This window comes from Actinoplanes subglobosus (assembly GCF_042650585.1).
In the GTDB taxonomy this organism is placed as follows: Bacteria; Actinomycetota; Actinomycetes; order Mycobacteriales; family Micromonosporaceae; genus Actinoplanes; species Actinoplanes subglobosus.
The window spans coordinates 199,345-222,482 of sequence record NZ_JBHSBL010000005.1 but is presented as its reverse complement, the minus strand read 5'-3'; the positions used below and the strand labels follow the sequence as shown (position 1 = coordinate 222,482).

The window sequence follows — 23,138 nt, the reverse complement described above, 5'->3', positions numbered from 1 at the left end:
CGCCTGAACCGACGTGATCGGTCCCGTCGTCTAGGGCGTGGTCCGGGTCGCGAGGAAGGCCTTGGCCATCGCGGAGGCGAGGTCGGCCGGGTTGCGGGCGGCGATCGCCTGCCCCCCGGTGGCCTTCGCCATGTCCTGGAGCGCCTTCAGGTTGGCGTCCGGGCCGTAACCGACCGCGAAGATCTGGACCGGGCGGGCGGGGTCGAGGCCGGCGTCGAGCCGGCGCAGGAACTCCTGGTTGGTCATCGAGAACCGGGTGCCGCCGTCGGCGCCGTCGGTGAGCACCACGAGGACCGACGGACGGCCGTCCTGGGCCTGCTTGCGCATGGTGTCCATGCCGTCGAGGACGCTCTGGTAGAGCGGCGTGCCGGCGTTCGCCCGCGGCTGGTAGGAGCCGATCGCCTCGCCGAGCGCCTGGCGGCGGGGTTTCCCACCGGCTCCCGCGGTGATCGGGCCGAACGGGACCACCTCGGTGTGTGCGGGATCGGTCGCACCAGCGGCGCCGAAATACCACATACCGATCGTGGTCTCCTCGTTGAACAGTTCGGCCGCGCTGGCGCCGGACTCCCGCAGCAGCGACGCCTTCGTGTCCGCGCCGGCGCCGATCTTCTCGTTCATCGAGCCGGAGTTGTCGATCAGCAGGAGCACCTGGAAGGCCAGCGTCTGGAACTGGGCCCACTGCTTGGCCGGGGTCAGCATCGCCTTGGCCGACTCGGGCAGGCGGGCGCCGCCGGCGGTGGGTTCGGTACGGAACCCGGCGGCGGCCAGGTCCGGTTTGCTGATCGCGGCGCGCAACTGCTCGACGAGCCGGGTCTTCACACCCTTGCGGACCGCGAACGGATAGTCGGCCTCGACCTGCCCGTCGACCGGCACCGCAGCCGACAGCGGAACCTTGGGAGCGGCTTTCTGATAGGCGGTGACCTGCTGCTCGACGACCGGGAAGACGCCGACGTCGAAGGCTGCGGCACCGGGGTCGGTCTGGCGGCCCATCTCGACGATCAGGGAGGTCGGGTCGGCGTCGGCCTCGGTGAGCCGGCTGCGCAGGGTGAGCGCGCGGAGCTGGGCGATGCCCGGGTCCTTGGTGGTGAGCGCGGCGGCGGCCTGAATGCCGTGGACGCTGAGCAGGCCGGTCGTGGTGATCAGCGGGTCGGGCATGGTGACGACCGGGACCCGTTCCTCGGTGACCGCCTTGATCAGCGTGGTCCAGGCGGTCTTGCCGTCCTTGGCGTACTGGTCGGCGAGGGCGGGTGGCGCGGCCAGCACGATCGGCGACCAGGCGAGCGTGGCGCCGGAGGTCTGGAAGACGTGTTTCTTGTCGGCGGCGACCCGCAACCAGACGCTCGACGACGGCACCCAGACGTCCGGCTGGTCCTTGGCGTCGGCGGTGACGCCCGGCTCCTCGGCCCGGACCACGATCGACGAGCAGCGCTGCCCCTCCGGCTTGAGCTCGGCCGCGGCCTCGCTGATCACCGGGGCCATCTCGGGCGCCACGGCCACGGTCAGCTCGGGGTCGGGGCACGGGGTGACGGTGGGGGTGGCGGACGGCACGGGGGCGGCGCTGGGTTGCGCGACCGGTGTGGACGTCCCGTTGCTCATCAGCCGCCAGGCGACGCCGCCGGCGACGAGCAGGACCGTGATCACCAGCACCGCGGCGAGCATGACCCGGCCGCGGCTCTGGGGCGCTTCGGACCAGTCGCCGTGGTCCGGCGCGGGCAACTGCCTTGGCCACTCGTTGTCGGACATGCCACCTAGCCCCGTCGTTGAGGTCGGTACCGATGCCTGCCGGATAGTAGTCCGGGATTCATGTCCTGCAATGGTTCAGTAAGTAACGCGGCACATCAGGGCCCTATCCGAGGCTCAGCGACAGCGATCACTATCAGTTCTCCGTCATCGCTGAGGCCGGGCGGCTCCCGGCTCCATCCACCGTAGAGCTGGTCGACCCGGAAACCGGCAGCACGCAGTGTGTCACGCAGCGTGGTCTCGTCCCGGAACCGGTGGACGGCCGCGCTGGTCAGCTCAAGACCGTCCGGATACAGATAGTGATGGACGACGGACACCGTGCTCTCGTCGGCGGCCGGGACGCCCTCGGTCCACGCGACGACCGCCGAGCCGTCGGAGAGCACGATGGACCGCTCGGTGCCGGCCCGGTCCCACTGCCGCCACGGGCGGGCGGCCGGGTCGCGGCTGTCCAGGATCAGCCGCCCGTCGACGACGAGGGAGTCGCGCAGCGCGTGCAGGGCGCCGGACCACTCCTCGTCGGTGACCATCAGCTCGGTGACGTGGCCGGCGAGGAAGGCCGCGTCGAAGGCACCGGGCGACAGCGTCTCGAAGGAGCCCTCGACCCACCGGACCCGGGCGGCCCCGGGCTTGCGGCGGGCCGCGTCGAGGCAGGCGCGGGCCGGGTCGACAGCGGTCACGTCATGTCCCGCCCCGGCCATGGCGATCGCCAGCCGGCCGGTGCCGCAGCCCAGATCGAGGACGCGGGGCGTCATGCGGTCGGCGAGGACCCGCATGAAGAAGTCGTCCTCCCAGCCCCAGGGGTGCTCAGCGTCGTAGACCTCGACCAGCCGGGGATCCCGATACTCGCCATGCCACACCTCCGCAGCCTAAACGCGCCGCAGCCGCCTGACTACCCGATGTGGACGGTCGCGGCGCAGTGCTCGATGACGACCTCGCGCAGCGCGGCCGCGGCGTGCGACATGATGGCCCCGCGGCGCTGGGCGAGGGCTATGGTGCGCCGCATGCCGGGCGGGGCGAGCGGGGTGGCCCGCAGCAGCGGGCGGTTGGTCAGCACCATGCTCGGCACCAGCGCGACACCGAGACCGGCCTCGACGAAGGCGAGCACGGCGTCCATCTCGCCGCCCTCGACGGCGAACCTGGGGGTGAAGCCGGCCCGCTCGCACGCCTGCAGGGTGACGTCACGGATGTCGTACCCGTCGCGGAACATCACCATCGGGGTGTGCCGCAGCTCGATGAGGTCGAGCTGGCGGGCCACAGTCGGCGGCGGACCGGTCGCGACCGACGCCACGACGAGGCTCTCCCGGAGCAGCTCGGCGGTCTCCAGGGCCGGGTCGACGCCGTGCTCGGGCTGCACGATCAGGGCCAGGTCGAGGGTGTGCGCGAGCAGGTCGGCGATCATCTCCTGCGAGCTGCCCTCGGTCACGTGCAGCCGGATGCCGGGGTGATCGGCCCGGTAGGCCCGGAGCACCGACGGGACCAGTGAGGAGCAGAGGCTGGGGGTGGCACCGAGCCGGATCTCCCCACGCCGGAGGCCGACGATGTCGGCGACGGCGTCGCGTGCCGCATCCGCGTCGGCGATCATGCGCTGTGCCAGCGGAAGCAGGGTTTCGCCCGCTACGGTGAGGGTCACGCCCCCGCGGATGCGCTCGAAGAGCGGCGCGCCGAGTGACGTTTCGAGGGTGTGAATCTGCTTACTCAAGGTGGGCTGCGAGACGCCCAATTCATCCGCTGCTTGGGTGAAATGTCGCGTCTCTGCCACCGCTACGAAGTACCTGAGTTGTTGCAGCTGCACCTTAATAGCCTATAGCTATGGAGGGCAGCACCTGCATGCATTAGACGAATCGATCGGGACTTTCTACCGTCCAAGTTGTGGCGGTAGACACTCCTATTCCCAAGACGACCAAGGCTGCGGGTGCGACGGCACGCCCCACGCCGCCGAAGTCGGTCCGGCCCTCGTCGGTCGTACTCAAATTGATCATGGCGGCCAGCGGCGCTCTGCTGGTCTTCTTCCTCTTCGCGCACGCGGCCGGCAACCTCAAGATCTTCGTGGGTGAGTCGGACTTCGACCACTACGCGGAGTGGCTGCGGGAGCTCGGCACGCCCCTGCTGCCGCACGCCTGGTTCCTCTGGATCCAGCGTGTCGGCCTGCTGGTCGCGATCGGCCTGCACATCTGGGCGGCCGCGGCGCTGACCATCCGCGCCAAGAAGGCCCGTCCGGTCAAGTACGCCCACCGGCCGAAGGTCCAGGGCAGCTACGCCGCCCGCACCATGCGCTGGGGCGGCGTGATCATCGTGCTGTTCGTGATCTGGCACATCCTGGACCTGACTCTGGGCAAGGTGAACCCCGCCGGCGGCGACTCCGCCCCGTCGGAGCGCGTGGTCGAGGGCTTCGCCCCCGATCGCTGGTACGTGACCCTCTTCTACGTCCTCGCGGTCGTCGCCGTCGGTTTCCACCTGCGGCACGGCATCTGGAGCGCGGCCCGCACGATGGGCCAGCAGACGATCAAGGGCGAGCGCCGGGCCAAGGCGATCGCCCTGACGCTCTCGGTGATCCTGGTCGCGATGTACCTCTCGGTGCCGATCGCGGTCCTGACCGGATTGGTGGGTTGATGATGACTGCTAACGACTTCTGGGCCGAGGGCGAACCCGTCTTCGACAAGGCCGCCCCGGACGGGCCGGTCGAGACCCGCTGGGAACGACGCAAATTCAACGCCAAGCTGGTCAACCCGGCGAACCGCCGGAAGCTGACCGTCATCATCGTCGGCACCGGCCTGGCCGGCGGCTCGGCCGCGGCGACCCTGGCCGAGGCCGGATACCAGGTCAAGTCCTACTGCTACCAGGACAGCCCGCGCCGCGCGCACTCGATCGCCGCGCAGGGTGGCATCAACGCCGCGAAGAACTACCGCAACGACGGCGACTCCGTCTACCGGCTCTTCTACGACACGGTCAAGGGCGGCGACTTCCGCGCCCGCGAGTCGAACGTGTACCGCCTCGCCCAGGTGTCGGTGAACATCATCGACCAGTGCGTGGCCCAGGGCGTCCCGTTCGCCCGTGAGTACGGCGGCCTGCTCGACAACCGCTCGTTCGGCGGCACCCAGGTGTCCCGGACGTTCTACGCCCGGGGCCAGACGGGTCAGCAGCTGCTGCTCGGCGCCTACCAGGCCCTGGAGCGGCAGATCGGCCTCGGCAACGTCGAGATGAACGCCCGGCACGAGATGCTCGAGCTGATCATCGTGGACGGCAAGGCCCGCGGCATCGTCGTCCGCGACATGGTGACCGGTGAGATCACCACCGAGTTCGCCGACGCGGTCGTGCTGGCCTCCGGCGGCTACGGCAACGTCTTCTTCCTCTCCACCAACGCCAAGGGCTGCAACGTCACGGCGTCGTGGCGGGCGCACCGCAAGGGCGCGCTGTTCGCGAACCCCTGCTACACGCAGATCCACCCGACCTGCATCCCGGAGTCCGGCTCGCACCAGTCGAAGCTGACCCTGATGTCGGAGTCGCTGCGCAACGACGGCCGGGTGTGGGTGCCGAAGAAGGCCGCGGACTGCCAGAAGCCCGCCGGTTCGATCGCCGAGGAGGACCGCGACTACTACCTGGAGCGGATCTACCCGTCGTTCGGCAACCTGGTGCCCCGTGACATCGCGTCGCGTGCCGCCAAGAACGTCTGCGACGAGGGCCGCGGTGTGGGCCCCGGTGGTCTCGGCGTGTACCTGGACTTCGCCGACGCGATCAACCGGCTGGGCCGCAAGGCGGTCGAGGCGAAGTACGGCAACCTCTTCGAGATGTACGAGCGGATCACGGGCGAGGACCCGTACGAGACGCCGATGCGCATCTACCCGGCCGTGCACTACACGATGGGCGGCCTCTGGGTCGACTACGACCTGCAGTCGACGGTCCCCGGCCTGTTCGTGGTGGGCGAGGCGAACTTCTCCGACCACGGCGCCAACCGGCTCGGCGCGTCCGCGCTGATGCAGGGCCTGGCCGACGGCTACTTCGTGCTCCCGAACACGATCAGCAACTACCTCGCCGCGGGCCCCTTCAAGAAGGTCACCGAATCGGACGAGGCGGTCGTCGCGGCCCGCAAGCAGGTCGAGGACCGGATCGAGAAGTTCCTGTCGATCGACGGCGACCGGACGGTGGACTCGTTCCACCGCGAGCTCGGCCAGATCATGTGGGAGTACTGCGGCATGGAGCGGACCGAGGAGGGCCTGACCAAGGCCATCGGCCTGATCCGGGCGCTCAAGGAGGAGTTCTGGACCCGGGTGAAGGTGCCGGGCAAGGGCGAGGAGCTCAACCAGAACCTGGAGAAGGCCGGCCGGGTCGCCGACTTCATCGAGCTCGGCGAGCTCATGTGCATCGACGCGCTGCACCGCCGCGAGTCCTGCGGTGGCCACTTCCGCGGTGAGTCGCAGACCCCCGACGGTGAGGCGCTGCGCCACGACGACGAGTTCAGCTACGCCGCGGCGTGGGAGTACTTCGGCGCGGACGGCAAGCCGACGCTGCACAAGGAAGACCTCAACTTCGAGTACGTCCACCCGAGCACGCGGAGCTACAAGTAATGGACATCAAGGTCAGGGTGTGGCGTCAGTCCGGCCCCTCGGCGGCCGGGAAGATGGTCACCTACGACGTGAAGGGGATCTCCCCCGACGCGTCGTTCCTCGAGATGATCGACGTCCTCAACGAGACGCTGATCCTCGGTGGTGACGACCCGATCGCGTTCGACCACGACTGCCGCGAGGGCATCTGCGGCGCCTGCAGCATGGTCATCAACGGTGTGGCGCACGGCCCGGAGAAGGCGACCACGACCTGTCAGCTGCACATGCGCAAGTTCTCCGACGGCGACGTGATCGATGTCGAGCCGTGGCGCGCCGCCGCCTTCCCGGTGATCAAGGACCTGGTCGTCGACCGGTCCGCGTTCGACAAGATCATCCAGGCCGGTGGCTACATCACCGCCCCGACCGGTACCGCGCCGGACGCCCACGCCACGCCGGTGCCGAAGAAGGACGCGGACGCCGCGTTCGAGGCGGCCACCTGCATCGGCTGCGGCGCCTGCGTGGCGGCCTGCCCGAACGGCTCGTCGATGCTGTTCACCGCCGCGAAGATCGCCCACCTCGGGCTGATGCCGCAGGGCCAGCCCGAGCGCGACAGCCGCGTCATCGACATGCTGCAGGCGCAGGACGACGCCGGTTTCGGCGGCTGCACCAACGCCGGCGAGTGCACCACGGTCTGCCCCAAGGGCATCCCGCTGAGCCTCATCGGCCGCCTGAACAGCGATTACCGCAAGGCGATCACCACGCGCTGATCGCACGCGACTCCAGGTACCGGGCACAACGGCGTGTCCGGTACCCGGCTTCTTCGGATGCCCGGCACAACGGCGTGCCGGGCATCCGGTCTTTGAACGGTGGTCTCCTACCCGCCGAGCCCGTGGTGCAGGAATGTGGTCAGGGCCTCGATCGTCTCGTCCTCACCGGCGGCGGGGCTCGGATCGGTGAACCAGGCGGCGGTGACCGCCGAGAGCGTCGAGGTGAAGAACGACGCCGCGACCAGCGGGCCGCCGGGCGGGTTCAGCCCGGCCAGATGCCCCGCCAGGTGGTGCAGGTCCGGTTCGAGCATCTCCCGGCTGCGGCGGGCGAACTCCTCGTCGACGGTCGCGGCCTGCTGGAGCGCCGACATGACCGCGCGATGGTCGCGATAGAACGCCCAGTAGACGGCGACGTGCCAGCGCACCGCCTCCCGGTCGCGGAAGTCGTCCCGGTGACCGGCCAGCTCCGCGTTGGCGTCCCCCTCGGCGAGCAGATCGGCCAGCAGCGCCTCGAGCAGCTTCTCCTTGCTCGGGAAGTGCTTGTAGAACGAGCCGGTGGCCCGCCCCGCCTCGGCCGTGATGTCCGTGATCTTCGTGTTCAGGTAGCCCACCCGCGCGAACACCCGGATCGCGGCCGCCTTCAACTCCGCCTCGGTCTGCGCCGCCTGCTGCCTGCGTGTCCCCATCACCACTTGACGGAGGTTAGCAGCGACCGTACGGTGAATACATGTTCACTGAATCAAAATTCACCGTAATCGTGGGTGCCGGCCCGACCGGGCTCACCCTCGCCCGCCAGCTTGCCCGCCACGGCGTGCCGTTCCGGATCGTGGAGAGGTCACCGGACCCGTTCACCGGCTCGCGTGGCAAGGGACTGCAACCCCGTACCCTCGAAGTCCTCGACGACCTCGGGCTCGCCGGGCGTTTCCGGGCCGCCGGCAGCGACTACCCGGCGCTGCTGGCCCATCTGCCCGGCGGCGGGACGCACGAGTTCCGCCTCGACGAGACCCACGCGCCGACACCGGCCGTGCCGTGGCCGAACATGCTGATGCTCCCCCAGTGGCGCACCTGCGAGCTGCTCGCCGACGGAGTCCCCGTGGAGTTCGGCACCGGCCTCACCGGGCTCACCCCGATCGACGGCGGAGTGCGGATCACGCTGGACAGCGGCGAGACCGTCGACGCGCGACACGTGGTCGGCGCCGACGGTGGCCGCAGCACGGTCCGCAAGCTGGCCGGCATCGGGTTCGAGGGCGAGACCCACGAGGACGAGCGGATGCTGATCGCCGACGTGCGCCTCACCGGCCTCGGCAGCGACCACTGGCACGTGTGGCCGGGCGAGGGCCGGGCGTTCCGTCTCGGGTTGTGCCCGCTACCCGGCGGCGACTGGTTCCAGCTGACCGCCCCACCGTCACCGCTGTCCCCCGCCGCCCTGGTCGCCGCCGTCGACCCGTCGATCACCGTCACCGAGGTCGGCTGGACGTCGGAGTACCGCGCCAGCATGCGGATGGCGTCCCGTTTCCGCTCCGGCGACGTCTTCCTGGCCGGCGACGCCGCCCACGTGCACTCACCGGCCGGCGGGCAGGGGCTCAACACCGGCATCCAGGATGCGTACAACCTGGGCTGGAAGATCGCCACCGGCAGCCCCGCGGTGCTCGACACATACGAGGAGGAACGACTACCGGTCGCGGCATCGGTCCTGGGGATCAGCACCCGGCTGCACGACCGGCACGTCGCGGGCGATGACGACGCCATGCGCCGCGACGACCCGGTGCTGCGGCAGTTGTCCCTCAACTACCGAGGCGCGAGCCTCTCCGCGGAGCACAGGCCGTCACCGGGCCCGGTGCGCGCCGGCGACCGGGCACCCGACGCCCCACTGAACGCCGGCGACCGCCTCTTCGACCGGTTGCGGGGCCCACACGCCACCCTGCTGACCTTCGGCTGGACCGAAACGCTGCCCGACCTGCCGATCCCGGTCCACCACGTGCCCGAGGCGGCCCCGATCTACGAAACGACAGGTCCCACGCTGCTCCTGATCCGCCCGGACAACTACATCGGCTGCGCCACTCACGAGGTGGCCGACATCCTCACCTACCTCCGCCGGCTCAGCCTCTGAAGCCCAGCACCTGTCACCGTCGCTGCCGCGCTCTGCCACTCCACCGCCACACCCTGCCGCCGTCGCCGCACCCTGCCGCCGTCGCCGCACCCTGCCACCGTCGCCGCCGCCCTACCGCCGCCGCCCTGCCACCGTCGCCGCCCTGCCACCGTCGCCGCCGCCCTGCCACCGTCGCCGCCCTGCCACCGTCGCCGCCGCCCTGCCACCGTCGCCGCCCTGCCACCGTCGCCGCCCTACCGTCGTCGCTGCGCCCTCCTCCGTCGCCATGCCAGCGCCTCACCATCGGCCTGGGATGCGAGGTCGCTGGACATCGGCGCTTCTCCGTCAGATCGGGCCGCGTGGCTGCTCGGCTTCGGTGCGGAGACGTTCGACCGAGGCGCGCAATGGTGCGGGGAGCAGGCGGCCCTCCAGGTCGGCGAGCGCGGCGGTCACCAGGTCGTAGAGCGCGCCGGCGGGGGCGTCCGGAGCGGCGGCGAGAGTCTCCCGAACCAGGGCCGCGCGGGTGAAACGGGCATCCCACCGACGGTCGGCGCCGATTCTGCGGTGCAGGTCGACGGCTTGCCCACGGAGGCGGCCGGCGCTGTCGCCGTACCCCTGATCAAGCTCTGAGCGCCGCGGCCGGGAGTCGCGTTCGGCGCTTTTCGCCAGGTTGCGCCGGCGCTGCTCCGCCGCCTGACGGCTGCCGAGACCGAGGGCCGCCGCGATCTCCGGCCAGGTCACACCGGAGCGCCTGGCTCGATCGATCAGTTCCAGTTCCTCGGTATCGAGCCGGGCCCGGCGCGCCCGAATCTCCCGCAACCCGTCCAGTTCCCCCACCCGGCCCCTCCCCGATCTCACCGCCGTCCCCATTTTCACCACCGGCCGCACTGCCCTGTTCATGATCGCTCGGGGTGCCCGCTGACCGGCGTCACCGGCCGCCAGGATGCGGGATCGAGGCGCGCTGGGCCGGACAGCGTTGGTCAACGCAAACGATCGTCGATTGCGTGCGCTGGTCGTCGCCCTCGCGAGGATGAACGATCAAGGGATTCCTCGTCATGATGCAATGCCGCGCGCTCAAGAGGCCCTGAGGACCCGCAACACCGACCCGGGGTGATCGATATCAGCCTGAACCCGACACAGGCACTTGAATGGCCGCCCAACTTCCCTCAGGCGGAGCGACACCCACGACACCCGAAGTCACCAGGCGCCCGCTAACGCGGTGACCACCGACATTCGCCGAATGAACCCCAGCCGATCTTGACCGATTGACCACCGCTTCCGGTGGTCAATCGGTCAAGATCCGACAGGAAGGGCGGTGAACGTTCACGGTCAGCACACCGGGTGGGGCCACCGCCCATCCGGCTCGATCAGGAAGGGCGGTGAACGGTCACGGTCAGCACACCGGGTGCGGTCACCGCCCATCTGACTCGATCAGGAAGGGCGGTGAACGGTCACGGTCAGCACACCGGGTGCGGTCACCGCCCATCCGGCTCGATTCTCGGACGCCCACCGATCTCGCCGACGGCCCACCACAGAGCCGGATATCGATCACTCGGACGAGCATTGCCGACACCCGGAACCTCTCAACTACGCGGCATTGCGCTACAACGCTGGTGAGGTCACACATTGGCGTCGTGTGTGCTTCCGTCGTCGCGGCGGCCGAGCGGAACCCGAGCCGCTCTCCGCAGACGAAGGTTCAAAGCCGCGACCAACCCGGCAGGCGGGCGAACCGGCCGGGATGGGCAACCCGCGGGCGGGCGAACCGGCCGGGATAGGCAACCCGCGGGCGGGCGAACCAGCCGGGATGGGCAACCCGCGGGCGGGCGAACCGGCCGGGATGGGCAACACGGACGAGCGACATTCGCACCCTTGATGAGAACAGTGACGTCCCGAATCAGCCGCCCGTGACCCGAGATGCGCACCAGAACAGCGGCCGTCCCGGAGCAATTCATCCGGAACGGCCGCTGGCGGGCGACCACTGAAGGGCAGCCACTCTGGAATGCGGCCGCTTACCAAAAGCCGATCAAGACGGCCACTGAGGGCAGCCGCTGAAGAGCAGTCACTGACCGCGGCAGCCGAAGGGGGGGGCGGCCGGCGAGTCCCCGTGTAAACCCGCCGGCCGCCGCAATGAGGAAAGTCGACAATGCGGAGCGTAAAAGGGGCTCAGAGATGAGCGGCCCACACCGGGGCGAACGGCGTGATGCGCAGTGGCATCCGGGCCTCGGCCGGGGTGCGGTCGCCCTTGCGGTTGTTGCAGCGCCCGCACGCGGCGACGGTGTTCAGCCATTCGTTGCGACCGCCCCGCGAACGCGGTAGCACGTGGTCGATGGTCGACGCGGCGTCACCGCAGTAGGCGCATTTCCGCCCGTCACGCAGCAGCACTCCGGCCCGCGACCAGCCCGGGCCACGCCCGCGGCGCCAGCGCGTCACGACGTAGGACACCAGGCGCACCACGGTCGGCACCGGGTAGACACCCATCCGGCTGTCCGGCTGGGCCTCGTGAACCACGGCGACCTGACGGAACAGCATCCGGATCGCATGCCGGAGGCTGACCCGGTGCAGCGGCCCGCAGTCGGCGTTCAGAACCAGAACCGCACTCATTTCGTCACCCCCCGGAAAATCGTTTGCACAATAGCTGATCCACAGTTCAGGGGCGTTTTACCCCGTTCGGATCCGCTGAGGAAAAAATAGGCGCGACATCGACCGCCGACAACCGAATAAACGATCAGCGCAAGGCGCGGTGGACCGCCACGGTGAGCTGGGCGAGGCCGGCGGTCTGCAGAGCCAGCCAGATCGACACGGTGACGGTGAGTGCAGGGACGGTCCACGCCGGGGCGATGATGGCGGCGATCGGGGCCAGGACCAGGCCGGTCACGGCGACCGCGACCCGGGTCGGCCGCTCACCCACGGTGACGACGCCGATCTCGGTCATTCCGGCGGTGGTCGCGCGGGCCCGGAGGTATTCGTGCAGCCAGCCGGCCGCTCCGGCGGACACCGCCAACCATGCCGGCACCCCGGCCAGCCAGAACGCGGTCAGCCAGGCGGCCTCGCCGAGACGGTCGGCGACCGAGTCGTACACGTGCCCGGCCCTGGTCACCCGCCCGGTCACCACCGCGACCGCCCCGTCCAGCCCGTCGGCGACGGCGGCGAGCAGCACCAGCAGCGCACCGGCGGCGAGTCCGCCCGGCGGCCCGGCCAGGCCGATCACCACCGGCACGCCGAGACAGAGCAGCAGACCGGCGAGGGTCACCGTGAGCGGCGAGATCCGCTTACGGCCGAGAAAGGACCCGATTTTGTACGCCGAAAGCACCCACCCCCGCACCAGAGGCGAGGCCCCCCGCGGATCGAACCCACCATGCAGCCCGGACCAGGCCGCTACATAGTCGTCCCAGGCCATCACAGCCGCGGGCAGCGGCGGCGGTGGCGGTGGCACGGCTGTGGGCAGCGAGACGGCCGGCCCCGGCGAAGCAGGCGGGCCAGGCGAAGCAGCCGGCCCAGGTAAGGCAGCCGGGCCCGGCGAAGCAGCCGGCCCAGGTAAGGCAGCCGGGCCAGGCGAAGCAGCCGGCCCAGGTAAGGCAGCCGGGCCAGGTGAGGTAGGCAGTTCCGGCGCTGTGGCCGGGACCGGTGAGGTGGGCGGTTCCGGCGGTGGCGCGCCGAGAGTGGGTGGGGACACGTCAGGCGGCGGCGGTGGCCTCGGCGGGGGCCAGCAGTTGCCAGACCTCGCGGGTCGCCGTGGAGCGGTTCAGGGTGATGAAGTGGATGCCGGGGACGCCCTCGGCCAGCAGGCGGGCGCACATCTCGGCGCACATCTCGATGCCCAGGGAGCGGACCGCCTCGGGGTCGTCGGCGAGGCGCTCGAAACGGGGCAGCAGGGCCGGGGGGAACGGGGCGCCGGACAGTGTCGTGGCGCGCTCGATCGTGGCCATCTGGGTGACCGGCATGAGACCGGGCAGGATCGGGGTGTCGCAGCCCTCGGCGGTGACCCGGTCGCGCAGGCGCAGGTAGTCGTCGACGTCGAAGAACATCTGGGTGATCGCGAAGTCGGCACCGGCCCGGCACTTGCGGACGAACGCGCGGGTGTCGCTCTCCACGTCGGCGGAGCGGGGGTGTTTGTAGGGGAACGCGGCCACGCCGACGCTGAAGTCTCCCGACTCGCGGATCAGGCGCACCAGCTCCTCGGCATAGAGCACGCCGTCGGGGTGCTTGACCCACTCGCCGGTGGGGTCGCCGGGCGGGTCGCCGCGGACGGCGAGGATGTTGCTGATGCCGGCGCCGGCCAGGCGGCCGATCACGTTGCGCAGCTCGGCGATCGAGTGGTCGACGGCGGTGAGGTGGGCCATCGGCAGCAGGGTCGTCTCGGTGGCGACCCGCTCGGTGACGGCGACCGTGGTGTCGCGGGTGGTGCCGCCGGACCCGTAGGTGATCGACACGAAGCTGGGCCGTAACGGCTCCAGCTCGCGGATCGCCTGCCAGAGCCGCTGCTCCCCGACCGGTGTCTTCGGTGGGAAGAACTCGAACGAGAACGTCGGCGCCGCACCCCGGACCAGATCGCCGACGGACGGCGCCCCGGGCAGCCGGGACGGAAGACCAAGAGCCACACCGGAACTCTACCGGCGAACCCCGGCTGCCTCTCACCGCTGTTTCACGGCGCGGGACACAGCGGCGAGGATCAGCCGGGGATCGTCGGCGTGGTGGACTCGGGGCGATCTGGCCGAACGGGGGACGAGCACACCCGCTAGCGTCTCGAAGGGTGACGAACTCTCCGCTCGAGCGCGCCGGCCTGCGGCCCCGTGTCGACAAGGCCCTCTCCGGTTTCCTCGCGACCCAGCGGACGCGCCTGCTGGAGATCGACCCGGCACTGGCCGAGGTGTCCGACACGGTGTCGGCGTTCGTGCTGGGCGGCGGGAAGCGGCTGCGGCCGGCGTTCGCGTACTGGGGTTTCCGCGGGGCGGGCGGCATCGACTCGGACGAGGTGGTGGCCGCGGTCTCGGCGCTGGAGCTGGTGCAGGCGAGCGCGCTGATCCACGACGACCTGATGGACCGGTCCGACACCCGGCGCGGTGAGCCGTCGGTGCACCGGCGGTTCGAGATGCTGCACCGCCGGGAGGGCTGGGGCAGCGACGCGGGCGGGTTCGGCGACTCGGCGGCGGTGCTCCTCGGTGACCTGGCCCTGGTCTGGTCGGACGAGATGCTGCACGCGTCGGGGATGGGCCTGGCCGAGCTGGCCCGGGCGCGGCCGGTGTTCGACCAGATGCGGACCGAGGTGACCGTCGGGCAGTACCTGGACGTGCTGACCCAGGCGACCGGCGACACGTCGCTGGAGCGGGCCGGGAAGGTGGCCCGGTTCAAGTCGGCGAAGTACACGGTGGAGCGGCCGTTGCTGCTGGGCGCGGCTCTCGCCGGCGCCGGGCCGGAGATCTTCGTGTCGTACGCGGCGTTCGGCCTGCCGCTGGGTGAGGCGTTCCAGATGCGCGACGACGTTCTCGGTGTCTTCGGGGATCCGGCGCAGACCGGCAAGCCGGCCGGTGACGACCTGCGGGAGGGCAAGCGCACCTATCTGGTGGCGTCCGCGCTCGCGGCGGCCGGCGGGCCCGGCGGGGCCGAGCTGGAGGCGGCGCTGGGCGATCCGGCGCTGGACGACGCGGGTGTGGAACGGCTGCGGGCGATCATCCGGGAGTCGGGGGCACTGGATGCCACGGAGGCACGGATCGATGCGCTGAGCCGTGAGGCACTGACCGCTCTCGATCAGGCGCCGGTCGACGCGGAGGCACGCGAGGTGCTCTTGGCGCTGGCCTACGCGGCGACGCGGCGTTCGGTCTGACAGTCCGGTACGGCCCGCCCTCGCACCTGCTGGGCGCGGGGCGGGTAGCCGTACCGGAGAAGGGTTTTCAGAAGCCGAGGGCCTGCGCGCGCCGTTTCGCCTCCCGTGCCCGGTCGCCGCCCAGAGCGATGGCGGCGTTGCCGCCGAGCGTCTCGTCCGGTTCGTAGAGCCACCCGAGGGCTTCTTCGTCGTTGTACCCGGCGTCATGGAGCAGGGTGAGGACGCCGGGCAGGTGCTTGAGCACGGTGGCGTTCGCCACAAGCTCGGCGGGCACCACCCGGATGCCGTCCCTGCGGACCGCCAGCAGCGATCCCTCGCGGATCAGCTGGTGCACCTTGCTGATCGTCACACCGAGCTTTTCGGACACATCCGGCAGAGGGACCCAGCCGGAGGGGCCGGGAGTAACGGGTTCGTTCACCAGTACAGCGTGCCAGACCAGATCGGAGAACCGTTGATGAGCCTGTGGCGCAACGTTCGTGCGGAGATGGCCGGAGCCTGGCGGTCCGTCTGCTACGACCTGGGACGCCGCCCGGCGGGCCGGGGCGCGCCGGGCCCCGACGTCACGTCGACCGGGATGAACACGTTCCCGGGCTCGCTGGTGGATCTGGACCCGCCCGCCGGACCGCCGGAGGAGGACAGCCGCCCCCCGCGGCGATTTGTCGCGGTTGCAGCCTTCTGCGCATTGGCCGTCTGCGGGGCGGCCGGTGCGTACCTCGCCGCCACGACCGCGTTCGCCGGGAGGATGACCGACGCCCCGGCCGTGGCACCACCTCCGGCGGTCGCGGCGCCGCGACCGCCGGCGTTCGAGGCCGGCCCCCCGGTCCGCGCGGGCGGCCACGCCGGGATGGGCGGCACCCCGCGCAGGTCGCACGCCACCACCACGGCCCCGGCCGCCCCACCCTCACCGGCGGTCGTGACCAGCACCCGGACGATCCTTGTCACACCCCCTCCGACCAGGGAGAACACCCGCCCGGCGACACCGCTGCCGACCTCGCCGGACTGCGACTGCGACACCCCGCCGGTGCCGACGCCGACCGCTCCGGGCGCCTCGCCGTCGGCGTCCCCCTCACCGAGCAGGCCGGCCGATCCCAGCGCGAGCGCTCCGGCCGATCCGAGCCCCGGGGCGCCCTCCAGTGACGGCTATCACCGCCGCCACCCATGGTGACAAACCCGGAATTTCGTCGTATGTGAAAGGGTTCCGCGTCAATCGGTGCAGGTCACACGCGTTTGCATACCCGTTTGGACTCAGCTGTGACATCCTGGGTCACCCCCACTGGAAAGACACATACACTTCACGCCGATGGACACCACAGTCGCCGATACGTTGATCGGCACAACGATTGACGGGCGCTACCGGATCACCGGTCGCGTCGCCCGTGGTGGCATGGCGACCGTCTACCGGGCCACCGACGAGCGGCTTGAGCGCACCGTCGCGCTGAAGATCATTCACCCGTCGCAGGCCACCAACGTTCACTTCGTCGACCGTTTCACCGACGAGGCGAAGACGATCGCCCGCCTGACGCACCCCAATGTCGTGGCGGTCTACGATCAGGGCCGCCATCAGGGCCTGCCCTATCTGGTGATGGAGTTCGTGCAGGGCCGCACGCTGCGTGATCTGCTGAGCCAGCGCACCAAGCTGAGCCCGGTCGAGGCCCTGGCGATCCTGGAGCAGATGCTCGCCGCGATCGCCGCCGCCCACCGCGCCGGCCTGGTGCACCGTGACGTCAAGCCGGAGAACGTGCTGGTCGCCGAGGCCCCCAGCGGTGGCGCGGCCGACCTGGTGGACGCCGTGGTCAAGGTGGCCGACTTCGGTCTGGCCCGGGCCATCGAGGCGAGCACCGTCGACGACTCCGGCCAGCTCATGGCCACGGTGGCCTACGTCGCCCCCGAGCTCGTGCAGAACGGGCATGCCGACGCCCGCACCGACGTCTACTCGGCCGGTGTCGTGCTGTTCGAGATGCTCACCGGCCGCGTGCCGTATGACGGGACCGAGCCGATCGAGGTGGCCTGGCAGCATGTCGACAACGACGTGCCGGCTCCTTCCTCGATCGTCCGCGGCCTGCCCACGGTGCTCGACCGGCTCGTCACCCGGGCCACCCGGCGTGATCCGGGGTCGCGGCCGACCGACGCCGGCGCGTTCCTGACCGAGGTGCAGGCCGCCCGTGAGGGTCTCGGTGTCACGCATGTCGACACCGCGCTGATGCGCCCGGTCCCGGGTGCGCCCGGCACCTCCGACGCGACCCGGCTCGTCCCGGCCGTCCCGGCCTCCGACGCGACCGCGCTGGTGCCGCCGGTCCCGGCCGGCACCGCCTATCAGGCGTCGCACCGGCCGGCCTGGGCCCGCCTGCCGGAGCAGGGTGGCCGCACCGCACCGCACCGCCGTTCCGCCGCTCCCGCGGGCGGGCTGTCCGGTTTCTTCGAGGACCGGCGCCGTGTCGTCCTGACCTCGCTGATCGCGGTGATGGCCCTGGTCGTCCTGGGCAGCACCTGGTGGGTGACGCTCGGGCGCTACACCGAGGCGCCGCAGCTGCTGACGATGAGCCAGGAGCAGGCGACGGAGTATGCGAAGCAGCAGGGTTTCCAGATCATTCTCGGCGACGGCGAGTACAGCGAGACCGTTCCCAAGGGTTCGGTCTTCAAGCAGGACCCGGGGCCAGGTGACAAGATCGTCAAGGGCGGCAACATCACCGTCATCCTGTCGCTCGGTCCCGAGGTGCACCCGGTCCCCGAGCTGGAGGGTCAGGAGCTGGCCTTCGCCAAGGCCCAGCTGGACGCGCTGAAACTCAAGGTCAAGCAGGGCAAGGGGCAGTACAGCGACACCGCGCCGGAGGGTGTGGTGCTGTCCACCGACCCCAAGGCGGGCACCGAGCTCAAGCCCGGTGAGACCGTCACCCTGGTGCTGAGCAAGGGCAAGGCACCGATCACCATCCCGGACCTGGTCGGGTTGAACATCAACGAGGCACGGCGTCAGCTCAACGAGAAGGGCCTGCAGGTCGCCGAGCAGTCGGTGGAGAGCGACAAGCCGGCCGACGAGGTGATCAGCCAGACGCCCAAGGCGGGCACCGGCGTGGAGAAGAACGCTCAGGTCACCCTCACGTTCAGCAAGGGCCCGGCGCAGATCGTGCTGCAGGACGTGACGAACCAGCCGTGCCAGCAGGCGGCCGCGGCACTCCAGGCACAGGGCGTCCAGGTCCAGATGAACGGTGACGCCAACGCGACGGCCCGCCAGATGAACCCGGGTCCCGGCACCCCGGTCGCGCCGCAGAGCGTCGTCCAGCTGGTGTGCTTCCTGTGACCCTGCGCCGGATCGGATCACACACCAAGACGTCGGGAGGGCTGGCCAAGGCGGCCCTCCCCTACGCCGACGCCGCGGGGTCGGAGACCCTCCAGGTGTACGTTTCCAACTCCCGTGGCTGGGCCCTGCCGCCCGGCGACCCGAAACAGGACGTGCTGTTCCGCGACGGGATCGGCGAGCGCGGGCTGCCCGCCTACATCCACGCGTCGCTGCTGGTCAACCTCGGTTCGCCGACCGAGCTGACGGTGGAGCGCTCGATCGCCACGCTGGAGCACGCCCTGCTGCGGGGTAAGGCGATCGGCGCGACCGCCGTCGTCTACCACGCCGGCAGCTCAGTCGACGAGGCGCACGCCGAGAAGGCCATGCACCAGCTGCACGAGCAGTTGCTGCCGCTGCTGGAGCGGGCGTCCGCCGAGGGGCTGCCGCGACTGCTCGTCGAGCCGAGCGCCGGCGGTGGCCGGAGCCTGGCGTCGAAGGTGCAGGACCTGTCGGCCTACCTCGCCGCGGTGGAGCAACATCCCTGGCTGGGTGTCTGTTTCGACACCTGTCACGCCTGGGCGGCCGGGCACGACCTGGCCACGCCGGGCGGCATGACGTCGACGCTCGACGCGCTGGTCGAGGCGGCCGGGCCGGGCCGGCTCCAGCTGATCCACGCCAACGACTCGAAGGACGAGTGCGGGTCGACCCGGGACCGGCACGAGACCATCGGCAAGGGGCGGATCGGCACCGCGCCGTTCGCCGAGCTCTTCGCCCACCCGGCGACCGAGGGCATCCCGGTCATCGTGGAGACGCCGACGGTCGAGCACGAGGGGCACGCCGCCGACATCGCACTGCTCAAGGGGTTGCGCTCGTCAGAAGCCGGCTGAGCCGGAGCGCCGGGGCACCGGCGCCCGGCGTGGTCAGCAGCTCCACCCGGTGCACGAGCCGGGGCAGCGCCACCCCACCGGCGACGCTCGCGGGCAGGACCGCGAGTCCGTGGCCGGCCTCGACCAGCCCGAGCAGGACGGCCACGTCGGCACCCTCGTAGCGCAACCCCGCCCGCAGGCCGTCGACCGGCAGGTTCGTCAAGGGCGACACCACCGGGGCGTCGATCCAGTACGCCTCCGCGAGATCGGCGAGATCCACGGTCCGGCGCGCCCGCAGCGGATGGCCGCCGGGAACCGCCACCACGACGCCGTCCTCGGCCACCCCGATCGCACCGGACTGCGGGAGCGGCAGCGGATCGTTCGGCGCGGTGAACCCGTCGACGAGGGCCACGTCGATCTCCCCGGTGACGGCCGCGGCGACGATCCGCTCCCGGTCGGCGACCAGCACCCGGCTGCTGAGGCGAGCCGACTCGGCGCGGATCGTGGCGAGGGCCCCGGAGATCCGTCGTGACCAGGCGAGCGGGGTCAGGCCGACGATCAGGCGGCCGGGCGGTGCCGCCGCCCGGGTGACGTCGGCGCGGGCCGCGGCGAGCCGGGCCAGCAGGAGTGTGGCGTGCCGGTGCAGGCGTTCCCCGGCCGGGGTGAGGGCGACCGGGCGGCGGGTCAGCAGCGGGGTTCCGAGGTCGGCTTCGAGGACGGCGATCTGCTGCGAGACGGCCGACTGGGTGTAGCTGAGGCGCTCGGCGGCGGCGGAGAACGAGCAGGTTTCGGCCACGGCGACGAACGTACGCAGCAGATGCGGATCCACATAAGCGATGCTAATAGCGAGAGCAGCAGACATCGTTGGACCTGATCTCGCACAGGGACGAGAGTGGACCCATGAAGAGAATCGCCCTGGTCGGCGACCGGTCACCGACCGTCCGCGCCCACAACCGGATCCCTGACCTGCTCGACGTGCTGCGTGACGACGAGGACATCGACGTCTACTGGATCCCGACGCCGGATGCGGAGGACCCGGCCGCCCTGCGCGGCTTCGACGGGATCTGGCTGGTGCCGGGCAGTCCCTACCGGAGCGCCGAGGGCGGGATCACGGCGGCCCAGGTGGCCCGGCTCGGTGGCATCCCGTTCCTGGGCACGTGTGGTGGTTTCCAGCACGCGATGCTCGAGTTCGCGCGGCACGAGTGCGGGTTCCTCGCCGCCCGCCACTCGGAGTATGCGGAGGGAGAGGAGGAGGACGAGGACACCCTGATCGTGGAGCTGTCCTGTTCCCTGGCCGGGCACGAGGCGGCCGTCGAGGTCGAGGCCGGGTCACTGATCGAGCGGCTGCTGGGCTCGTCCCGCACGGTGGAGCGTTACCACTGCTCCTACGGGCTGGCCGACGCTCACCTGGAGTTGCTGACCACCCACGGGATGCGTTTCACCGGCCGCGACGAGAGCGGGGCGGTCCGCGTCGCGGAGCTCGCGGACCACCCGTTCTACCTGGCCACGCTCTTCCAGCCGGAGCTGGCCGGCGACGGGACCGACCCGCACCCGATCATCCGTGGTTTCGTCGCGGCCGCGGGTGTCGCTCAGGCCAGCAGGTCACTGAGGACGTCGATGGCCTGATCCACCCCGGCCTCGTCGAGGTCGAGGTGGGTGACGAGCCGTGCGACGCGCGGCAGCATCGCGGCGATCAGCACACCTCGCTCGGCGGCGGCCGACGCCAGCGCGGGGGCGCTCACGTCGTGTTTCGACAGGTCCAGTGGCACCAGGTTGGTCCGCACCTTCTCCGGGTCGACGACGCCGTAAGGGGCGAGGGCCTCGGCGATCTGGCGGGCCCGCTCGTGGTCCTCGGTGAGCCGCTGGAGGTGGTGGTCAAGGGCGTAACGACCGGCGGCGGCGAGGATGCCGGCCTGCCGCATGCCACCGCCCATCCGCTTACGGATGACGCGGGCCTTGGCGATCCGCTCGCGGCTGCCGACGATCAGGGAGCCGACCGGTGCGCCGAGTCCCTTGGAGAGGCAGACGGAGAGGGTGTCGAAGAGCGCGCCGTACTCGGCGAGGGTCACCCCGTCGGCGATGTGCGCGTGCCAGATCCGGGCGCCGTCGCAGTGCAGGGCGACGTTGTGCTTGTCGGCGGCCACCCGCAGGTCCTGGAGTGTGCCGAGCGGGACGACCCCGCCGCCGCCCAGGTTGTGGGTCTGCTCGACGGCGATCGCCGCGGTCGGCACCGAGGGGAAACCGGCCGGGCGGATCATGTCGGTGATCCGCTCGACGTTCAGAACAGCGCCGTCCGAGGGCCAGGTGCGGGTCGAGATGCCGCCGAGCACCGCGGCCGCCCCCAGCTCGTAGGTGACGACGTGCGCGTCGGCACCGGCCAGCAACTCGCCGCCCGGCGGGACGACGAGTTGCAGAGCGATCTGGTTGGCCATCGTCCCCGAGGGGGCGAAAAGGGCCGCCTCGTGCCCGAAGAGCTCCGCCACGTGAGCCTCGAGCGCGTTGACGGTCGGGTCGTCACCGAAGACGTCGTCGCCGACGGCCGCGCGGGCCATCGCTGCCCGCATCCCCTTGGTGGGGCGGGTGACGGTGTCCGACCGCAGGTCAGCCACGGAGCATCTCGGCGACAAGGAACGCCAGCTCCAGACTCTGCTGGGTGTTGAGGCGCGGGTCGCAGGCCGTCTCGTAACGGTCCGGCAGGTCGAGGTCCTCGATGCCCTGGGCACCACCGAGGCACTCGGTGACGTCCTCGCCGGTCAGCTCGACGTGGATGCCGCCCGGGTGGGTGCCGAGACCGCGGTGCACCTCGAAGTAGCCGAGCACCTCGTCGACGACCCGGTCGAAGTGGCGGGTCTTGTAACCGTTCGACGACTCGTGGGTGTTGCCGTGCATCGGGTCGCACTGCCAGACGACCTTGGCGCCGGAGGCGTGCACCTTCTCCACGATCGGGGGCAGGGCGTCCCGGACCTTGCCGTTGCCCATCCGGCTGATCAGGGTGAGGCGACCCGGCTCGTTCAACGGGTTCAGCTTCTCGCACAGCTCGATCGCGGTCTCCGGCGACGTGCCGGGGCCGATCTTGACACCGATCGGGTTGGCGATGCGGCTGATGAAGTCGATGTGCGCGTGGTCGAGCTGGCGGGTGCGCTCGCCGATCCACAGGAAGTGGCCGGACAGGCCGTAGGCGCGGCCGTCGGAGACCCGGGTGAGTGCCCTGTCGTACTCCAGCGCGAGCGCCTCGTGCGAGCAGTAGAGGCTGACCGTGCGCAGTGCCTCGGAGTCGGTCATGCCGCAGGCGCGGATGAAGTCGAGGGCGCGGTCGATCTCACGGGCGATCGCCTCGTAGCGCTCGCCGGCCGGGGAGGCGCGGACGAAATCCTTGTTCCAGTCGTGGAGGCCGTGCAGGTCGGCGAGACCACCCGAAAGATACGCCCGGAGCATGTTCATCGCGGCGGCCGAGTTCGCATAGGCCCGGATCATGCGCTGCGGGTCGGCGATGCGCGCCGCCTCGTCCGGCTCCAGCGAGTTGATCATGTCGCCGCGGTAGGCGGGCAGGCCGAGCGAGTCGGTCGGGGCGGAGCGTGGCTTCGTGTACTGCCCGGCGACGCGGGCCACCTTGACCACCGGCATCGAGGCGCCGTAGGTGAGCACGACCGCCATCTGGAGCAGGGTGCGCGCGTTGGCCAGCAGGTGGCTCTCGGTGTTGTCGGCGAACGTCTCGGCGCAGTCACCACCCTGGAGCAGGAAGGCACGGCCCTCGCAGACCTCGGCGAGCCGGTGACGCAGCTGGTCGACCTCGTAGGGGGCGACGATCGACGGCACGTTGTCGAGGACCTTGCAGACCTCGGCGACCTCGGCCATGTCCGGCCACGGCGGCATCTGCACGCGCGGCAGGCCGCGCCAGTGGTCGAGGCCGAGAGCCTCGTCCTCGGCGGAGTTCGTGGACGGGCGGGACGTCTGCAGGGCAGGGTTGCCGACTCCCGGATGACTGAGCTGGTGCCACTCACGGCGCATGCCGAAAGCGTACGGAAGGGGGGCACCGGGATCTC

21 protein-coding genes are annotated in these 23,138 nt (G+C 70.8%); 9 read left to right on the top strand and 12 right to left on the bottom strand.

Annotated features, from left to right (window positions below; all coding sequences use genetic code 11):
* Positions 1-30: 30 nt before the first annotated feature.
* From ACFO0C_RS04545 to ACFO0C_RS04535, 3 genes are all read right to left on the bottom strand, one after another.
* Positions 31-1,743, bottom strand: a complete 1,713-nt coding sequence (locus ACFO0C_RS04545) for a substrate-binding domain-containing protein (RefSeq protein WP_378065222.1) — start codon at positions 1,741-1,743, stop codon at positions 31-33.
* A 95-nt stretch (positions 1,744-1,838) separates the two neighbouring features.
* Positions 1,839-2,597 carry a class I SAM-dependent methyltransferase gene (locus ACFO0C_RS04540; protein ID WP_378065221.1) on the bottom strand — a complete coding sequence of 253 codons (759 nt, stop codon included), beginning with the start codon at positions 2,595-2,597 and terminating at the stop codon, positions 1,839-1,841.
* 32 nt (positions 2,598-2,629) lie between these two features.
* Positions 2,630-3,538, bottom strand: a complete 909-nt coding sequence (locus ACFO0C_RS04535; protein WP_378065553.1) for a LysR family transcriptional regulator — start codon at positions 3,536-3,538, stop codon at positions 2,630-2,632.
* Between the two features lie 71 nt (positions 3,539-3,609).
* On the opposite strand from ACFO0C_RS04535, the gene ACFO0C_RS04530 reads away from it, so the two are divergent.
* From ACFO0C_RS04530 to ACFO0C_RS04520, 3 genes are read left to right on the top strand one after another with little or no spacing between them, the layout of a single operon-like run.
* Complete coding sequence (locus tag ACFO0C_RS04530) at positions 3,610-4,350, top strand: succinate dehydrogenase cytochrome b subunit (RefSeq protein WP_378065220.1); 741 nt, start codon at positions 3,610-3,612, stop codon at positions 4,348-4,350.
* Positions 4,351-4,352: 2 nt separating this feature from the next.
* Complete coding sequence (locus tag ACFO0C_RS04525) at positions 4,353-6,302, top strand: fumarate reductase/succinate dehydrogenase flavoprotein subunit (RefSeq protein ID WP_378065552.1); 1,950 nt, start codon at positions 4,353-4,355, stop codon at positions 6,300-6,302.
* Positions 6,302-7,045 (top strand): succinate dehydrogenase/fumarate reductase iron-sulfur subunit, encoded by a 744-nt coding sequence (locus tag ACFO0C_RS04520; protein WP_378065219.1) that lies wholly within the window; start codon positions 6,302-6,304, stop codon positions 7,043-7,045. The genes ACFO0C_RS04525 and ACFO0C_RS04520 overlap by 1 nt, the downstream gene beginning before the upstream one ends.
* A gap of 107 nt (positions 7,046-7,152) precedes the next feature.
* Here ACFO0C_RS04520 and ACFO0C_RS04515 read toward each other — a convergent pair whose 3' ends face one another.
* A complete protein-coding gene (locus ACFO0C_RS04515; RefSeq protein ID WP_378065218.1) occupies positions 7,153-7,731 on the bottom strand; it encodes a TetR/AcrR family transcriptional regulator in 579 nt (192 codons plus the stop codon).
* Between the two features lie 41 nt (positions 7,732-7,772).
* Between ACFO0C_RS04515 and ACFO0C_RS04510 the strand changes: the two genes are divergently transcribed.
* On the top strand, positions 7,773-9,155 hold the full coding sequence (locus ACFO0C_RS04510) for an FAD-dependent monooxygenase (protein WP_378065217.1): 1,383 nt from the start codon (positions 7,773-7,775) through the stop codon (positions 9,153-9,155).
* A gap of 324 nt (positions 9,156-9,479) precedes the next feature.
* On the opposite strand, the gene ACFO0C_RS04505 is transcribed toward ACFO0C_RS04510, so the two are convergent.
* The 4 genes from ACFO0C_RS04505 to metF form a co-directional block, all read right to left on the bottom strand.
* On the bottom strand, positions 9,480-9,971 hold the full coding sequence (locus tag ACFO0C_RS04505) for a hypothetical protein (RefSeq protein WP_378065216.1): 492 nt from the start codon (positions 9,969-9,971) through the stop codon (positions 9,480-9,482).
* 1,326 nt (positions 9,972-11,297) lie between these two features.
* Positions 11,298-11,735, bottom strand: coding sequence for an HNH endonuclease (locus ACFO0C_RS04500; RefSeq protein ID WP_378065215.1), 438 nt, complete (start codon positions 11,733-11,735; stop codon positions 11,298-11,300).
* Positions 11,736-11,859: 124 nt separating this feature from the next.
* Positions 11,860-12,531 (bottom strand): CDP-alcohol phosphatidyltransferase family protein, encoded by a 672-nt coding sequence (locus ACFO0C_RS04495; protein WP_378065214.1) that lies wholly within the window; start codon positions 12,529-12,531, stop codon positions 11,860-11,862.
* A gap of 277 nt (positions 12,532-12,808) precedes the next feature.
* On the bottom strand, positions 12,809-13,732 hold the full coding sequence (metF, locus tag ACFO0C_RS04490; RefSeq protein WP_378065213.1) for a methylenetetrahydrofolate reductase [NAD(P)H]: 924 nt from the start codon (positions 13,730-13,732) through the stop codon (positions 12,809-12,811).
* A gap of 152 nt (positions 13,733-13,884) precedes the next feature.
* Between metF and ACFO0C_RS04485 the strand changes: the two genes are divergently transcribed.
* Positions 13,885-14,955, top strand: coding sequence for a polyprenyl synthetase family protein (locus ACFO0C_RS04485; RefSeq protein ID WP_378065212.1), 1,071 nt, complete (start codon positions 13,885-13,887; stop codon positions 14,953-14,955).
* A 67-nt stretch (positions 14,956-15,022) separates the two neighbouring features.
* Here the strand turns inward: ACFO0C_RS04485 and ACFO0C_RS04480 are convergent, their stop codons facing one another.
* Positions 15,023-15,373, bottom strand: coding sequence for an Rv2175c family DNA-binding protein (locus tag ACFO0C_RS04480; protein ID WP_378065211.1), 351 nt, complete (start codon positions 15,371-15,373; stop codon positions 15,023-15,025).
* A 36-nt stretch (positions 15,374-15,409) separates the two neighbouring features.
* On the opposite strand from ACFO0C_RS04480, the gene ACFO0C_RS04475 reads away from it, so the two are divergent.
* The 3 genes from ACFO0C_RS04475 (at position 15,410) to ACFO0C_RS04465 (ending at position 19,116) form a co-directional block, all read left to right on the top strand.
* Positions 15,410-16,120, top strand: a complete 711-nt coding sequence (locus ACFO0C_RS04475) for a hypothetical protein (protein WP_378065210.1) — start codon at positions 15,410-15,412, stop codon at positions 16,118-16,120.
* A gap of 135 nt (positions 16,121-16,255) precedes the next feature.
* Positions 16,256-18,250, top strand: coding sequence for a Stk1 family PASTA domain-containing Ser/Thr kinase (gene pknB / locus ACFO0C_RS04470; protein WP_378065209.1), 1,995 nt, complete (start codon positions 16,256-16,258; stop codon positions 18,248-18,250).
* The gene (locus tag ACFO0C_RS04465) at positions 18,238-19,116 is read left to right on the top strand and encodes a deoxyribonuclease IV (RefSeq protein ID WP_378065208.1); all 879 of its coding nucleotides are present in this window, start codon (positions 18,238-18,240) and stop codon (positions 19,114-19,116) included. The genes pknB and ACFO0C_RS04465 overlap by 13 nt, the downstream gene beginning before the upstream one ends.
* On the opposite strand, the gene ACFO0C_RS04460 is transcribed toward ACFO0C_RS04465, so the two are convergent.
* Positions 19,085-19,924 (bottom strand): LysR family transcriptional regulator, encoded by an 840-nt coding sequence (locus ACFO0C_RS04460; protein WP_378065207.1) that lies wholly within the window; start codon positions 19,922-19,924, stop codon positions 19,085-19,087. The genes ACFO0C_RS04465 and ACFO0C_RS04460 overlap by 32 nt on opposite strands.
* 71 nt (positions 19,925-19,995) lie before the next feature.
* On the opposite strand from ACFO0C_RS04460, the gene ACFO0C_RS04455 reads away from it, so the two are divergent.
* Entirely contained in the window at positions 19,996-20,721 is a 726-nt protein-coding gene (locus ACFO0C_RS04455) for a CTP synthase C-terminal region-related (seleno)protein (protein WP_378065206.1), read from the top strand.
* On the opposite strand, the gene ACFO0C_RS04450 is transcribed toward ACFO0C_RS04455, so the two are convergent.
* Both ACFO0C_RS04450 and ACFO0C_RS04445 read right to left on the bottom strand, forming a co-directional pair.
* A complete protein-coding gene (locus tag ACFO0C_RS04450; RefSeq protein ID WP_378065205.1) occupies positions 20,685-21,704 on the bottom strand; it encodes a threonine aldolase family protein in 1,020 nt (339 codons plus the stop codon). The genes ACFO0C_RS04455 and ACFO0C_RS04450 overlap by 37 nt on opposite strands.
* Positions 21,697-23,103 (bottom strand): class II 3-deoxy-7-phosphoheptulonate synthase, encoded by a 1,407-nt coding sequence (locus tag ACFO0C_RS04445; RefSeq protein ID WP_378065204.1) that lies wholly within the window; start codon positions 23,101-23,103, stop codon positions 21,697-21,699. Before ACFO0C_RS04445 ends, ACFO0C_RS04450 begins: the two co-directional genes overlap by 8 nt.
* Positions 23,104-23,138: the final 35 nt, after the last annotated feature.

Coding starts and splice junctions, on each gene's coding strand:
- ACFO0C_RS04495 (WP_378065214.1), bottom strand. CDS start 12,531: ATGGCCTGGGACGACTATGTAGCGGCCTGGTCCGGGCTGCATGGTGGG.
- ACFO0C_RS04475 (WP_378065210.1), top strand. CDS start 15,410: ATGAGCCTGTGGCGCAACGTTCGTGCGGAGATGGCCGGAGCCTGGCGG.
- ACFO0C_RS04500 (WP_378065215.1), bottom strand. CDS start 11,735: ATGAGTGCGGTTCTGGTTCTGAACGCCGACTGCGGGCCGCTGCACCGG.
- ACFO0C_RS04510 (WP_378065217.1), top strand. CDS start 7,773: ATGTTCACTGAATCAAAATTCACCGTAATCGTGGGTGCCGGCCCGACC.
- ACFO0C_RS04545 (WP_378065222.1), bottom strand. CDS start 1,743: ATGTCCGACAACGAGTGGCCAAGGCAGTTGCCCGCGCCGGACCACGGC.
- ACFO0C_RS04455 (WP_378065206.1), top strand. CDS start 19,996: ATGAAGAGAATCGCCCTGGTCGGCGACCGGTCACCGACCGTCCGCGCC.
- ACFO0C_RS04525 (WP_378065552.1), top strand. CDS start 4,353: ATGACTGCTAACGACTTCTGGGCCGAGGGCGAACCCGTCTTCGACAAG.
- ACFO0C_RS04445 (WP_378065204.1), bottom strand. CDS start 23,103: ATGCGCCGTGAGTGGCACCAGCTCAGTCATCCGGGAGTCGGCAACCCT.
- pknB (WP_378065209.1), top strand. CDS start 16,256: ATGGACACCACAGTCGCCGATACGTTGATCGGCACAACGATTGACGGG.
- ACFO0C_RS04520 (WP_378065219.1), top strand. CDS start 6,302: ATGGACATCAAGGTCAGGGTGTGGCGTCAGTCCGGCCCCTCGGCGGCC.
- ACFO0C_RS04515 (WP_378065218.1), bottom strand. CDS start 7,731: ATGGGGACACGCAGGCAGCAGGCGGCGCAGACCGAGGCGGAGTTGAAG.